Raw genomic sequence first — 11,863 nt, 5'->3', positions numbered from 1 at the left:
TATCACTTATTACCACTATATAGTAACACTTAGTTGATATGCTGTCAACAAAAAACTTATATTCTTTTTTTTAAATAAATTAACTAAAATTAAGCATAAAAAAAACCGCCCGATAAACGGACGGTTTGTCATTATTTCACTTTATAAATCCAACCTTCTGGAGCTTCTACATCTCCAAATTGAATTCCACATAGTTCATCAAATAGGCGTTTTGTTACTGGACCTACTTCTGTTTCACTGTAAAACACATGGAAGTCATCTTTTGTTTGAATACCGCCAATTGGTGTGATAACTGCGGCGGTTCCACATGCGCCTGCTTCCTTAAATTCATCTAACTTATCAATAAATACATCGCCTTCTTCTGCTTTTAAACCTAAACGGTGTTCTGCCAAATAAAGTAATGAATACTTTGTGATACTTGGCAAAATAGAAGGAGAATACGGCGTAATAAATTTATCGTCTTTTGTAATACCAAAGAAATTAGCCGAGCCAACTTCTTCAATTTTTGTATGAGTAGCTGGGTCCAAGTAGATACAATCCCCAAAATTACGATCTTTTGCGTTTTGCCCTGGAAGTAAACTTGCTGCATAGTTACCGCCTACTTTTGCTGCACCTGTTCCATTTGGAGCGGCACGGTCAAAGTCAGAAACGATAAAGTTAGTTGGTGCCATTCCGCCTTTGAAATAAGGACCAACTGGTGAACAAAAAACAGAGAAAATATACTCTGGAGCTGCATGAACGCCAATATTATCACCTACGCCAATTACAAACGGTCGTAAATAAAGAGTTGCTCCAGTACCATAAGGTGGAACAAATTCTTCATTTGCACGAACAACTTGCATACAAGCATCAATAAATTTTTCTGTTGGAATATGAGGCATTAATAAACGTTCACAACTTTTTTGAATACGAGCAGCATTACGATCTGGACGAAAAAGGTTAATGGAACCATCCTTACAACGATATGCTTTCAAACCTTCAAAACATTGTTGGCCATAATGAAGTGCAGTAGAACCTTCACTAATATGAAGTGTATTATCTTCCGTCAAAGTACCTTCATCCCACGCTCCGTCTTTCCAATGTGAAATATAACGCTTGTCCGTTTTAATATAACTAAACCCTAAATTACTCCAGTCAATATCTTTACTCATTCAAAATCCCCACTTTCTATCGATAAATCAGAATTATTGTATGTTTCAGTATAGCACAATAAACGCTATTATTGCAGTGAAGTCCTATGAAAAAGAAAATTTTTTCTAATAAATAGGCAAAATGTTCTTTCTTTTAATGTAATTCATGCTAAAATAGAGTAACTTTTCAAAAAACAATCATCTAGAAGGAAGGATTTCAAGAAAGGAGAGAATGAAAATGACAGCTCATAAAATGTTAGATGAGAAATTTTACAGTAAATTGCTAGGAGAGGAACTCGATTTAATTATTTGCTTACCACCTGATTTTTCGCCACTTTACAAATATCCTTTATTTATTGTACAAGATGGAAAAGATTATTTTCAGTTTGGTAAACTTGCGCGTCACTCTGAAGAATTAGCAGTAAACGAGCAGATTCAAAAAGCCATTTTCATTGGTATTCCTTACAAAACTGTCATGGATCGCCGAGAAAAGTATCATCCAGATGGTGAACAAAATGAAGCATACATCCGGTTCTTAGCATTCGAACTTGTTCCTTATCTTGAAGAACGCTTCCCTTCTTTCCAAATGCCAACGAGTAGATTTCTTATGGGTGACTCCCTTGGTGCATCTGTTTCATTAAAAGCCGCACTACTATTTCCGTTTACGTTCGGTAATGTTATCTTACATTCTCCTTATGTCGATGATGCAATCCTTACATTAGCAGAAAAAGCTGACCCTGCCAAAGTAAAAATCTACCATATTATTGGCGACCAAGAAACTGCAGTTGAAACTACTGGAGATGAAATACTCGATTTTCTATCACCAAACAAATCTTTAGAACAAATTTTAACCTCTCGTGGGTTTGATTATTATTTCCGCGTATTTAACGGCGATCATCGCTGGAAATACTGGCAGCCATTTATTAAAGAATCCTTACAATTTATGCTTCCAGTAAATACGTTTGATTTAGAAAGCATGCGCGCATAGGAAGGGACGGAACAACTTGACGGTAAAAAAAGTAACAGATGAACTAGGTAAACAAGCAGCACTAAAAATTCGAAATGACGTTTTCGTTGTCGAACAAAATGTAGATCCTGCATTAGAATGGGATGAATTTGATGAAATGGCTTCGGTGGATATGTTTGTTGATTACGCTGAAGACGGCACAGCGCTCGCGACAGGCAGATTTCGCGTAAAGGATGGTTACGGTAAAGTCGAACGCATTTGCACCCAAAAAATAGCCCGTGGCTCCGGCAGTGGACGTAGAATCATGGAAGCTATTGAACTGGAAGCTAAAAAGCGTGGATTAACAACACTAAAATTAGGCGCCCAGTTAACAGCAATCCCCTTTTATGAAAAACTTGGCTATGAAACGTGCTCTGATGTATTCTTAGATGCAGGAATTAAACATAAAGAAATGAAAAAAACATTAACTTATTAATAAAAATAGTTATTTCTTTCTAATAGAAGAAATAACTATTTTTTTATTATCTCTATTTCTCCTGATGCTTTGCCGCAAATAATTATATCTACATAATGAAGAAATAAGCCGTGCTCAAGTACCCCAGGAATGCCCGCTAACTTTTCATGCCAGGCTTCTGGATTAGTAAAGGTCTGATTTATAATATCTAAAATATAATTGCCGTTATTTGTTTCATATATTTCTCCTGACGACTGTTTGCGCAAAGTAGTTTCAACCCCGTCATTTTCTAGCATTCGTTTAATTTGCTTCCATCCAAAAGGAATCACTTCAAGTGGCAAAGGAAATTTTCCAAGCTCTGTCACAAGCTTCTCTTCCCCAACAACCCAAATATTCTTTGAACTAGCTTGAGCAACCATCTTTTCTCGTAAAAGTGCTCCTCCGCCCCCTTTTATTCCTTGAAAAGCTTGATTAATTTCATCAGCGCCATCAATTGTGACATCAATTTTCGTTACATCATTTAAAGATTTTAGCGGAATCCCTAATGTCCGAGCTTGTTGTTCTGTTTCTATAGAAGTAGCCACCCCAGTAATGTTTAAGCCTTTTTGCACCATTTCCCCTAATTTTTCAATCGTATAATAAACGGTACTTCCCGTTCCAAGACCGACAACCATTCCATCTTCAATCCATTCACACGCTTTTTCACCTGCGATTTTCTTTTGATTAATCATTTATTTTCCTCCCAACTTAGCATTAAAGCATTGCGATATCGATATTTTCATTATACGCTACCTACTTTTAAGTTCAAAGTAAGTTTATTTTTCTAACCTTACAAAAATGTAATTAGACATTTAAAGACAGATGTATTACAGTAAGTAAGTATTAAGAGTTTAATTTTAATATTTGTAACATAACTGAAATAATAAAGAGGTGGATTTATGAATAAAGTAAAACTATTTTTGCATCATCCAGCAACAATTTTTACAATGAAGACTATTTTTTACTTGACTGTTTTGCTTGGGTTGCTATGGTTTTATGGTTTCAAAAACCCTGAAGGCGCCAAATTTATTTACAATGAATTTTAAAAAAAGAAAGGACTGTTAAAAAATGGGAATATCAATTATGACAACGAGTATCATTGAAAGAATTGATGCATGGGCAGAAAAGACACCGGATTTCCCTTGCTATGAATATGCTGGAACACGTCTTTCCTACAAAGAACTTAAACGGCAATCGGATGCATTCGGCTCTTTTCTACTAAATACTTTAAACTCTGACAAAGAAAAACCTATTATCGTGTACGGACACATGTCCCCACTAATGCTTATTGCGTTTTTAGGTACTATTAAATCAGGACGTGCTTATGTTCCTGTAGATGTTTCTATGCCAGTTGAACGTATAGAACAAATCAAAAAAGCAGCAGATCCTGCACTATTCATTTGCACAGAAGAGCTTCCAAGCAACCTTACAATTACAGGTTGTCCCGTTCTAACACAAGACCAATTGATGGATGCTTTGGAAAAACATTTTGAAGAAGTGCCAGACCCTGCTGAATGTGTTAAAAATGATGATAATTATTATATTATATACACATCAGGAAGCACAGGAAATCCAAAAGGCGTTCAAATTAGCCAAAACAATTTAGTTAGTTTTAGCAATTGGATTTTACAAGATTTCTCGTTAAGACAAGGATTGCGCTTCTTAAACCAAGCACCATTTTCCTTTGACTTGTCGGTTATGGACTTATATCCAAGCTTACTTTCAGGCGGAACTCTTGTACCACTAGATAAAACAATCACTGCTAACATGAAAGATTTATATCGCGAAATACCTGCTCAAAATTTTGATGTATGGGTTTCTACTCCATCATTTGCAGACTTATGTTTACTAGATGATAATTTCAACCAAGAAAACAACCCTAATTTAACACGTTTCTTATTCTGTGGTGAAGTACTTGCTAAGAAAACAGCAAGTGAACTACTTGACCGTTTCCCAGATGCAGTCATTTATAACACATACGGGCCGACAGAAGCTACAGTTGCTGTTACACAAGTAAAAGTAACACGCGAGTTGATTGATGCTTATCCGAGCCTACCACTTGGAGTTATTAAACCAGATATGCGACTTCATATTGTCGATCAAGAAACTGGTGAAATACTTCCTGAAGGCGAAAAAGGCGAAATCATCCTAATCGGTGCAAGTGTTTCAAAAGGATATTTAAACGAACCAGAAAAAACAGACCAAGTATTCTTTGATTACAAAGGTTACCAAGCCTACCATACTGGTGACTCTGGTGTTATAAAAGATGGTTATCTCTTCTTCCAAGGTCGTCTTGACTTCCAAATTAAGCTTCATGGTTACAGAATCGAACTTGAAGATATTGAAAACAATCTAAAAAAAGTAAGTTACATCCAAAACTGCGCTATTATTCCTAAAATGAAAGATGAAAAGGTTGATATGTTGGTCGCTCAGGTCATCCCGTCTTCCCACGATTTTGAAAAAGAATACCAGCTAAGTGCAGCAATCAAAAACGAATTAAAAGAATTTATGCCAGCATATATGATCCCAAGAAAATGGATTTATAAAACGGAATTCCCGTTGACAATGAATGGCAAAATTGATCGAAAAGCACTTAACAGCGAGGTTAACAAGTGAGCACACCATACGGTACAATACTTTATTTTGGAGTACTTCTTCTGTTTTTCATTCCTATCATAGTAGCTGGTTTGTTAGGAAAAAGATTACCGATATATAACGCTTTTGTCACATTAGTATTTTTATACTTTTTATTCGCTGCAAATCCAGTCCAAGGAGTTACTTTTATCTTCTTTGTTTTCTGGCAACTTGCACTCGTACGACTTTACTTCCATTACAGGCAGGAGAAAAAACAGAATCATGGCGGCGTATTCGTCATAGCAGTGATTCTCTCCATTCTCCCGCTTGTAATCTCTAAAGTAGTTCCAATTTTAGGGGACCAAGTAACAATGGTTGGTTTCCTAGGGATTTCGTACTTAACTTTTAAAGCGACACAAATGATTATTGAAATACGCGATAACTTAATTAAACAGTACAACGCATGGGATTTTGTTAATTTCTTACTATTTTTCCCAACTATTTCATCAGGACCGATTGACCGGTTCCGTCGCTTTAAAAAAGACGTTGATAATCCGCCTAGTAAAGAAGCTTATGTTGCTTTACTGAATCGAGGAATTTTCCTTATCTTCCTTGGTTTTCTCTATAAATTCATTATCGCATACTTAGTAAACAAACATTTTGTTGTTCCACTAGACATCGCGATTACACACAATGTTGATACAACAACAAGTTTGATTGGTTATATGTACGCATACAGTATGTACTTATTCTTTGACTTTGCTGGCTACAGTGCCTTCGCAGTCGGAGTGAGTTATCTACTCGGCGTTCAAACACCAATGAACTTCAATAAGCCTTTTGCAGCACGAAACATTAAAGAATTCTGGAATCGCTGGCATATGACTCTTTCCTTCTGGTTCCGTGATTATGTATTTATGCGTTTTGTCTTATGGCTTACAAAAAAGAAATGGTTCAAGAGTAAGTTCACCATCGCCTATATCGCATATTTTGTTAACTTTTTCATTATGGGTGTATGGCACGGACTTCACTGGTATTACATCGTTTATGGTCTTTATCAAGCCACTTTAATTGTTGGTTTCGACCTAATCGAACGCTTTAACAAAAAGCACAAGTTCTATCCAAAAAACAAAATAACTTATGTAATCGGCGTTATCATTACATTCCAATTTGTTTGTTTCGGATTCCTGATTTTCTCAGGTATTTTAGATAAAATTAATTTTTAAAACTAACTAAAGGTGGTAATTTAAATGGCTTTTCGTGAAAATGTATTAGAAATCTTAGAAGAAATTACAGAAACTGATGAAGTAGTACAAAATACAAATATCAAATTATTTGATGAAGGTTTACTAGACTCAATGGCAACTGTTCAACTTTTAATTGAAATTGAATCAAGACTAGATATTACTGTACCCGTTTCAGAATTTGACCGCGACGAATGGGCTACTCCTGAAATGATTATTACACAACTTGAGGCGCTAAAATAATGAAAAAAAAGCTGTGGATGACATTTGGGCCTTTACTGGTCGCATTCGCGGTTTTCCTTTTCGTTCTATTTGGACCTAGCAGCTTATTTTCTTATGTGTCTTCGGAGACTGTAGAAAAGAGTGCTACGTCTATGAACGAATACGTCATCCAAGGCTTAGACATCCAGAAAGAAGCTTTAAAAGAAGGAAACTATTTACCAATTTATGGTTCTTCGGAGCTTTCTCGTGTCGATCCATTTCATCCTAGCGTAGTCTCAAAAAAATATGATCAAGGTTATACACCATTCCTATTAGGTCGTCCGGGTACACAATCATTAAGCCATTTTCTTGATGTAAATGCACTTGGTGATGACTTAAGAGGCAAAAAAGTGGCTGTAGTTTTATCTCCACAATGGTTCCAACCTAAAGGCGTTTCTGATCCATCGTTTGGTGCTAACTTCTCCCCTCTTCATGCTTATAAATTTGCACTTGAAGACGCGAAAAACACACCTGAACGCAGATATGCAGCTAAAAGATTATTATCGTTCCAAGTGGTTCAAAGCGACTCTACTTTAAAGAAATTACTTGAAAACATCGTCGCAAAAGGTCCTAAAAAACCTCATGATCCAAAACTTGTAAAACTTGCTGGTAATGTCGAACTGAAAATTTTAGAACGTAAAGACGATTTAGAATCGAAAACAGTTTCAGGTTCTAAACAAGATCGTATAGAAAAAGGTCTAAAAGATCTCCCAGAAAAATTAGATTATAAACAACTAGATGACCTAGCAAAAGAAACTGGTGAGAAAAGTATCGGTGACAATCCTTTCCAAGTGAAAGAAAAATATTACCAGAAAAAAATCAAACCAATTGAAGGTAAGCTAAAAGACAGCCGTAAAGATTTGCGTTACGATGAATCTCCAGAATTTGGTGATTTACAACTTCTAATGGACGCATTTAAAAAAGCTGGCGCTGATGTTATTTTCATCAATCCTCCTATTAATGGTAAATGGATTGACTACATTGGTATGAACAAACAAGGCTTAGATGGTTACTATGCTAAAACAAAACAACAAATCGAGAGTCAAGGCTTCCGTTATTACTCTCTAGAACAATATCAAAATAATTCTTTCTTTTTAGAAGATCCTATTCATTTAAGCTGGCGCGGTTGGGTAAAAATCGACCAAGTCCTTGCTGATTTTGTCAAAGCACCGGTTCAAACAAACTATAAACCAACAGTAGATGATTATTATATTAAAAGTCATCCAGATAATGGACCAAAAAAAATCCAGAAGTAGTATTTAAACTACTCCTGGATTTTTTTCATTGTTAGAATCCAATAATATGATAACCGCTATCCACATGAATTACTTCACCTGTTACGCCTCGTGATAAGTTACTGAATAAGTAATAAGCTGTATCTCCTACTTCTTCTGCTTGTGTTGCACGTTTTAAAGGTGCTCTTTCTTCTACAAGTGAAATCGAGTCAGAGAAGCCGCTAACGCCACGTGCAGAGACTGTTCTAATTGGTCCAGCAGAAATAGCATTCACACGCACTCCGATAGCTCCTAGGTCCATTGCAAGGTATCTCACGCTAGCATCAAGAGAAGCTTTAGCAACACCCATGATATTGTAGTTTTCTACAACACGCTCACCGCCAAGATAAGTTAAAGTAAGCAAGCTAGCATCTTCAGTTAACATATCTAAGTGTTTTAACGCACGCGCCACCGCTGTAAACGAATAAGCACTGATTTCATGCGCTTGTAAGAAGCTTTTACGATCTACTTCTAAATAGTCACCAGTTAAGTAATCTTTATTAGCAAAAGCAATACAATGTGCTAAACCACTAAGTTTGCCTGCTTTATCTTTAATTGTTTCAAATGTCGCTGTAATAGCGTCCTCACTTGTTACATCACATGCTAAAATAAGTGGATCTTGATTTATTTCGTTTAATGAAGGTACTAGTTCAGTAATGCTTTTTTTCGCACGATCATCCGCATATGTAAATACTAGTTTTGCTCCTGCTTCATTTAATGAACGAGCAATCGCCCAAGCAATACTGCGTTTATTAGCTACTCCCATTACAACATATGTTTTTCCCTCTAATGATAAATTCATGTTCTTTCCTCCTAATTTTGATGCGATTTGTTCGCTTCTTCCATTTTACATGACCAAATAACTTTTTAAAACACTTATTACTTCGATTTTTGAATTATCTGTTCCATATCTTCTGGTAAAGGCAAATCAAATGCCATATATTCTTCTGTGACTGGGTGGACTAAATGTAGATGACAAGAGTGAAGTGCTTGTCTTTTAAGTAGCACCTGATCCCCGCCGTACATGTCATCACCAATAAGCGGATGACCGATATAAGAAAAATGCACCCGAATTTGATGCGTTCGCCCTGTCTCAAGCTGGATCGCTAAATGATCAAACCCGTTATAACGCATGAGAACTTCGTAGTTTGTTTTCGCATATTTTCCTTCTGGAGTAACAAAACGCTCCATTATACTTACATCTTTACGTCCTATTGGTGCTTCAATAGATCCTGCTTCTTCTTCCAGGGTACCAGAAGTGAAAGCTTGGTATCGTCTTTTGAGTAGTCCTTGTTGCAAAAAACTACTGAGTCTGGCGTGTGCGTATCTATTTTTGGCGATTAACATTAATCCTGATGTTTCTCGGTCAAGCCTTGTTACGATATGGATAGCACTTGTAAGCTCTTGATTTTCGTAGTGTCCTTTTACAAAATTTGCTACTGAACCGGTCGGATGATATTGAGACGGAATTGAAGCCATTCCGGCCGGTTTGTTAATAATTAATAAAAAGTCATCTTCAAAAACTACTTCTAAATCTGTATGCTCTGCCAATAATCGTTCATTTTGTTGTTCAGTTGGAAAGGTAAGTCGAACTTTATCGTCAGTTTTAACATGATATAAAACATTTTGTTCTTCGTTATTAACTTCAATTTTACCATCCGCGCCAAATTTTACTGCGGTTAATAATTGTTTAGATATGTGCTTGCTTTTCAGAAAAGTTCTAAGCAACAACCCATCTTCTTCATTTTTTACTTGCCATTCTAAAAACACATGCTTCCTCCTGCTAGCTTAATCTTCAATAAATGAATCGTGTACTCGACGCCAAAATGGAAATGATCTGAATCTCGCAAAATGAACTTTTTTCGCTGATACTTCATAACGAATTTCCTGAACATCACGATGCAAAATACTTAAATGGTCCACAGAAATTTGAAAATCCTTGTCATTAACCGGTTGTAAACTAACTACATGATGCTTCGGAAAAACGAGTGGACTACCAATTGTCCGGTAAACTCGATTATTAATCGACGCCATTTCAGTTAATTGCATTGCTTCAATGGACGGATGCATTAGCGCTCCCCCGAGTGATTTATTATATGCAGTCGTTCCGCTTGGTGTTGACATACATAAACCATCTCCGCGGAATCGTTCAAAATGGAGATCATTAATAACTACATCCACAACAAAAGGTCCACCTGAACTTTTTACGGTTGACTCATTTAGCGCTAAATACTCAGCTTCTTTTTTGCCAATGCCGTATTTTACTGTAGTTTTAAGCAGTGGATAAGAAACTTTTTGATATTCTCCTTTTGCTAATAACTTAACTAATTTATCTGCTTCAGCTGGGCGCCAATCAGCATAAAAGCCAAGATGACCAGTATGAATTCCGATAAAAGCAATTTCATCTAAGCGCTCTTCATATTGATGAAACGCAGACAAAAAAGTTCCATCTCCGCCAATAGAAATAACGATTTCAGGTTCTATCTCATCATATTCCATGTCATATTCCCCAAAACCAGCGATCATATTCAATCGCAGCAAATCTGACTTCTCGTCCCCTTTTGAAGTAATCATATATTTCATTATTTCTATTCGCCCCTATTCCTACGCTTAATTACTTATTTTTCTTTGGCATTACTTGATGCACCGCTTTTTTATCCTTTGATACATCTTTGTTTTGAGAAAAATAGACTTGCGCTTCTTGTATTTCTTCACGAATTTGCGACATTTCCTCATCTAATTGAAAAGCCGCCTCGGCAGCGCGTTTTAGTCGCTTATTAATCGCTTCTGGAAATTCGCCTTGATATTTATAGTTTACCGAATGCTCAATAGTCGCCCAAAAATTCATTGCTAATGTCCTAATTTGGATTTCAGCTAAAATCTTCTTCTCACCTTGAATTGTTTCCACTGGGTATTCAATAACGACGTGATACGAACGGTATCCACTGGGTTTCTTATTTGTAATATAATCGCGCTCTTCCACAATCCGAAAATCATTGCGTTGCCTTAAAAGACGAACAACAACCTCAATGTCATCTACAAATTGACACATCATTCGCAGTCCCGCAATATCTTGCATTTCTTCCACTAAATGGTCAAGTGCGATATGTTTTTGATTAGCTTTGTCTAATATGCTCGCAACTGGCTTCACTCGTCCTGTAACAAATTCAATTGGCGAATGATTATTTTCAAGCTCAAATTGTGAACGCATTCCTTTAAGTTTAATTTTAAGTTCTTCTACTGCCTGTTTATAAGGCGCTAAAAAGTCTTCCCAATGATTCAAATCGCTCACCTCAAGTATATTCATGATTAAATTTATGCAACATCAGTTATATTTTAACACAAAAGTGATTAATCCACCTTGCTAAAAGTAACCTTTTTTTCAATCACATGTTAAAATAAAACTGAAGCGCTAACGATACAATGAAAAGGATGATGGAAATGATTCTTACTTTACTTCAAAATGGCGATTACGAAACTGCTCGACTAAAAGCTCTTGCAGAATTAAAAAACGCCCCAGAAAATGCGGAACTAAATTATTTTGCAGCATGGGCACACGATGCGCTCGGTAAAGAAGATGCCGCTATCCCTTTTTATGAGAAAGCACTGGAGCTTGGTCTTCCTGATGCAGATAAAAAAGAAGCTTATATTGGTCTTGGTAGCACCTACCGGATAACAGGTTCTCCCGAAAAAGCCGTCCTTCTTTTCCAAAAAGCGATAGAAGAGTTCCCAGAAAATAATGCTTTACGTACTTTTTTCATCATGGCTAAGTATAATCAAGGTAAGGAAAAAGAAGCCTTACAAGAAGCACTTCTGTTACTAACAAATACAACTAATGACAAAGATATTTTAAGTTACAAAAAAGCGATTCAATTTTATGCACAAGATTTAGATGCATTATTTCATTAAGAGGAGATGAATTT

At 36.3% G+C, this 11,863-nt stretch carries 14 protein-coding genes; 8 read left to right on the top strand and 6 right to left on the bottom strand.

Going from position 1 to position 11,863, the window contains the following annotated elements; translation table 11 throughout:
* Positions 1-131: 131 nt before the first annotated feature.
* Positions 132-1,151, bottom strand: a complete 1,020-nt coding sequence (locus tag PQQ29_RS05240) for a branched-chain amino acid aminotransferase (protein WP_003761476.1) — start codon at positions 1,149-1,151, stop codon at positions 132-134.
* A gap of 217 nt (positions 1,152-1,368) precedes the next feature.
* Here PQQ29_RS05240 and PQQ29_RS05235 point away from each other — a divergent pair, with 217 nt between their 5' ends.
* Together PQQ29_RS05235 and PQQ29_RS05230 are read left to right on the top strand one after the other, a co-directional pair.
* On the top strand, positions 1,369-2,118 hold the full coding sequence (locus tag PQQ29_RS05235; RefSeq protein ID WP_003761475.1) for an alpha/beta hydrolase: 750 nt from the start codon (positions 1,369-1,371) through the stop codon (positions 2,116-2,118).
* 16 nt (positions 2,119-2,134) lie between these two features.
* On the top strand, positions 2,135-2,572 hold the full coding sequence (locus tag PQQ29_RS05230; RefSeq protein ID WP_187984071.1) for a GNAT family N-acetyltransferase: 438 nt from the start codon (positions 2,135-2,137) through the stop codon (positions 2,570-2,572).
* Positions 2,573-2,607: 35 nt separating this feature from the next.
* Here PQQ29_RS05230 and rpiA read toward each other — a convergent pair whose 3' ends face one another.
* Positions 2,608-3,282, bottom strand: coding sequence for a ribose 5-phosphate isomerase A (gene rpiA, locus PQQ29_RS05225; RefSeq protein ID WP_003771215.1), 675 nt, complete (start codon positions 3,280-3,282; stop codon positions 2,608-2,610).
* A gap of 207 nt (positions 3,283-3,489) precedes the next feature.
* Between rpiA and PQQ29_RS05220 the strand changes: the two genes are divergently transcribed.
* The 5 genes from PQQ29_RS05220 to dltD are packed head-to-tail and all read left to right on the top strand — an operon-like array spanning position 3,490 to position 7,922.
* Complete coding sequence (locus PQQ29_RS05220; protein WP_003761469.1) at positions 3,490-3,636, top strand: teichoic acid D-Ala incorporation-associated protein DltX; 147 nt, start codon at positions 3,490-3,492, stop codon at positions 3,634-3,636.
* Between the two features lie 37 nt (positions 3,637-3,673).
* On the top strand, positions 3,674-5,206 hold the full coding sequence (dltA, locus tag PQQ29_RS05215; RefSeq protein ID WP_010990699.1) for a D-alanine--poly(phosphoribitol) ligase subunit DltA: 1,533 nt from the start codon (positions 3,674-3,676) through the stop codon (positions 5,204-5,206).
* Entirely contained in the window at positions 5,203-6,387 is a 1,185-nt protein-coding gene (gene dltB / locus PQQ29_RS05210; protein WP_003771212.1) for a D-alanyl-lipoteichoic acid biosynthesis protein DltB, read from the top strand. The genes dltA and dltB overlap by 4 nt, the downstream gene beginning before the upstream one ends.
* A 24-nt stretch (positions 6,388-6,411) precedes the next feature.
* On the top strand, positions 6,412-6,648 hold the full coding sequence (gene dltC / locus PQQ29_RS05205) for a D-alanine--poly(phosphoribitol) ligase subunit DltC (RefSeq protein WP_003761466.1): 237 nt from the start codon (positions 6,412-6,414) through the stop codon (positions 6,646-6,648).
* On the top strand, positions 6,648-7,922 hold the full coding sequence (gene dltD, locus PQQ29_RS05200) for a D-alanyl-lipoteichoic acid biosynthesis protein DltD (RefSeq protein WP_187984070.1): 1,275 nt from the start codon (positions 6,648-6,650) through the stop codon (positions 7,920-7,922). Before dltC ends, dltD begins: the two co-directional genes overlap by 1 nt.
* A gap of 31 nt (positions 7,923-7,953) precedes the next feature.
* Here the strand turns inward: dltD and fabI are convergent, their stop codons facing one another.
* The 4 genes from fabI to yjbM form a co-directional block, all read right to left on the bottom strand.
* Positions 7,954-8,742: an enoyl-ACP reductase FabI gene (gene fabI / locus PQQ29_RS05195; RefSeq protein WP_003761461.1), complete on the bottom strand. Its 789-nt coding sequence runs from the start codon at positions 8,740-8,742 to the stop codon at positions 7,954-7,956.
* Positions 8,743-8,819: 77 nt separating this feature from the next.
* Positions 8,820-9,710 carry an RluA family pseudouridine synthase gene (locus PQQ29_RS05190; RefSeq protein ID WP_045554604.1) on the bottom strand — a complete coding sequence of 297 codons (891 nt, stop codon included), beginning with the start codon at positions 9,708-9,710 and terminating at the stop codon, positions 8,820-8,822.
* A gap of 18 nt (positions 9,711-9,728) precedes the next feature.
* Positions 9,729-10,523, bottom strand: coding sequence for an NAD kinase (locus tag PQQ29_RS05185; protein WP_003766243.1), 795 nt, complete (start codon positions 10,521-10,523; stop codon positions 9,729-9,731).
* Positions 10,524-10,554: 31 nt separating this feature from the next.
* Positions 10,555-11,223 carry a GTP diphosphokinase gene (gene yjbM, locus PQQ29_RS05180; protein WP_003722788.1) on the bottom strand — a complete coding sequence of 223 codons (669 nt, stop codon included), beginning with the start codon at positions 11,221-11,223 and terminating at the stop codon, positions 10,555-10,557.
* Between the two features lie 158 nt (positions 11,224-11,381).
* On the opposite strand from yjbM, the gene PQQ29_RS05175 reads away from it, so the two are divergent.
* The gene (locus tag PQQ29_RS05175; RefSeq protein ID WP_033533207.1) at positions 11,382-11,849 is read left to right on the top strand and encodes a tetratricopeptide repeat protein; all 468 of its coding nucleotides are present in this window, start codon (positions 11,382-11,384) and stop codon (positions 11,847-11,849) included.
* The last annotated feature ends 14 nt before the right edge of the window (positions 11,850-11,863 follow it).

The organism is Listeria innocua (assembly GCF_028596125.1).
Taxonomy (GTDB): domain Bacteria; phylum Bacillota; class Bacilli; order Lactobacillales; family Listeriaceae; genus Listeria; species Listeria innocua.
Note: the sequence above shows the minus strand (reverse complement) of the source record. Positions and strands in the feature narration are given on the sequence as shown.

Coding starts and splice junctions, on each gene's coding strand:
- PQQ29_RS05240 (WP_003761476.1), bottom strand. CDS start 1,151: ATGAGTAAAGATATTGACTGGAGTAATTTAGGGTTTAGTTATATTAAA.
- PQQ29_RS05235 (WP_003761475.1), top strand. CDS start 1,369: ATGACAGCTCATAAAATGTTAGATGAGAAATTTTACAGTAAATTGCTA.
- rpiA (WP_003771215.1), bottom strand. CDS start 3,282: ATGATTAATCAAAAGAAAATCGCAGGTGAAAAAGCGTGTGAATGGATT.
- PQQ29_RS05220 (WP_003761469.1), top strand. CDS start 3,490: ATGAATAAAGTAAAACTATTTTTGCATCATCCAGCAACAATTTTTACA.
- dltA (WP_010990699.1), top strand. CDS start 3,674: ATGACAACGAGTATCATTGAAAGAATTGATGCATGGGCAGAAAAGACA.
- dltC (WP_003761466.1), top strand. CDS start 6,412: ATGGCTTTTCGTGAAAATGTATTAGAAATCTTAGAAGAAATTACAGAA.
- dltD (WP_187984070.1), top strand. CDS start 6,648: ATGAAAAAAAAGCTGTGGATGACATTTGGGCCTTTACTGGTCGCATTC.
- fabI (WP_003761461.1), bottom strand. CDS start 8,742: ATGAATTTATCATTAGAGGGAAAAACATATGTTGTAATGGGAGTAGCT.
- PQQ29_RS05185 (WP_003766243.1), bottom strand. CDS start 10,523: ATGAAATATATGATTACTTCAAAAGGGGACGAGAAGTCAGATTTGCTG.
- PQQ29_RS05175 (WP_033533207.1), top strand. CDS start 11,382: ATGATTCTTACTTTACTTCAAAATGGCGATTACGAAACTGCTCGACTA.